The sequence below is a fragment of the Candidatus Eisenbacteria bacterium genome, assembly GCA_030017955.1.
GTDB lineage: Bacteria > Eisenbacteria > RBG-16-71-46 > JASEGR01 > JASEGR01 > JASEGR01.
In genome coordinates, this window is record JASEGR010000222.1 from 1 (window position 1) to 1,524 (window position 1,524).

Below are 1,524 nucleotides of genomic sequence, written 5' to 3' on the forward strand. Positions count from 1 at the left end.
CGCATCCTGGCCAAAGTCACCAAATGTAAAGAAGCGTTAGACGCACTACACTAGGATGAAACGCGGACCTTGCTCTTCCTTTCCCCCCTGGGGGAGAGGATTGAGGTGAGGGGGTCACAGCAGCAGAGAGGTGCCAAGTCTATGCGGGGTGAAAGGGCGTCGTCGGTCTTCAGTAAAGAAATCTTCCCCGGTGGTATCACCGTCGTTGCAGAGAAGATCCCAGCGGTGAGGTCGCTCGCTATCGGCGTGTGGGTGAAAAACGGGTCCAGGGATGAAAGCCGCTCTCAGAACGGGATCTCTCATTTCATAGAGCACATGGTTTTCAAGGGAACAAAGAGAAAAAACGCATATGAAATCGCGCACAGCCTTGAATCCATCGGCGGCAATCTGGACGCCTTCACTGCCAGAGAGTTCACTTGTTACTACGCAAGGGTACTGGATGAATATCTTGAACAGGCGATTGATGTTCTCTCCGATATCGTTTGTGATTCGCTTTTTGAGAAGGCCAGCGTTGACAGGGAAAAGCAGGTCGTCACAGAGGAAATAATGAGCTATGAGGATACGCCTGACGAGCTTGTTCACGACCTGTTTGCAGATACAATCTGGTCGGACCATCCGCTGGGCGGTTCCATCCTGGGCTCGCGTGAAAGCGTCGATTCGTTCACTTCCGAGACTGTCAGGGGCTACTTTGAGGAAAGGTACGGGCCCGAGAGGATTGTCATATCTTTGGCAGGAAGTTTTGATTGTGAAGCGGCACTCAAGGCAATTGAGAAAAGTTTCCATTTTCCCGGGAACGGGAAGGAACGGGCCACAGTGCCTCCGGGGGCCTTCGATCCGCGAGTGAGGAATTTCAACAGGGATCTTTCCCAGCAGTACATATGCTTCGGGACGAGAGGGATTCCTTTTACGCATCCGGACAGGATGAGCCTTCTTCTTCTTACAACAATGGTTGGGGGAGGAATGAGCTCACGGCTGTTCCAGTCTGTGAGGGAGAGGGAAGGTCTTGCCTATTCGGTTTTCAGCTACGCCGATTTCTATCGTGACACCGGTCTCTTTGGCTGTTTCATAGGGGCAAATCCGAAGCAGGGGAAAAACGCATTGAGATGTGCGATGAAAGAGCTTGATGAGCTGAAGAAGGGGGGAATGAAGAAGAGCGAGCTCGACAGCGCAAAGGCACAGCTTAAGGGGAACCTCCTCATGGGCTTGGAGAGCATGAGCAACAGGATGACCCGGCTTGCAAAGAGCGAGCTTTACTACGGAAGAAACGTCACTCCCGATGAGCTCGTTTCATCAATTGAGCAGGTCAAGGAAGAGGAAGTTCTTCGGGTGGCAAATGGAATACTCAATCCTGAAGAATTCTCTCTTGTAGTGCTTGGTCCCATAGAACCCGGTGAGTATTCAGCAAGCGACCTCACGGTCTAGTATCGAGTATCTGGGGACACATCACTTAATTCGATACAGGAGAATACCTAGTGCTGTGTCACATAAATTCGCGAACTTATTATGCGGTGCCCCAGCACTTTC

At 51.4% G+C, this 1,524-nt stretch carries 1 protein-coding gene; it reads left to right on the top strand.

What is annotated here, in order from left to right:
* Nucleotides 1–141 precede the first annotated feature (141 nt).
* On the top strand, nucleotides 142–1,422 hold the full coding sequence (locus tag QME66_13865) for a pitrilysin family protein (protein MDI6810027.1): 1,281 nt from the start codon (nucleotides 142–144) through the stop codon (nucleotides 1,420–1,422).
* Nucleotides 1,423–1,524: the final 102 nt, after the last annotated feature.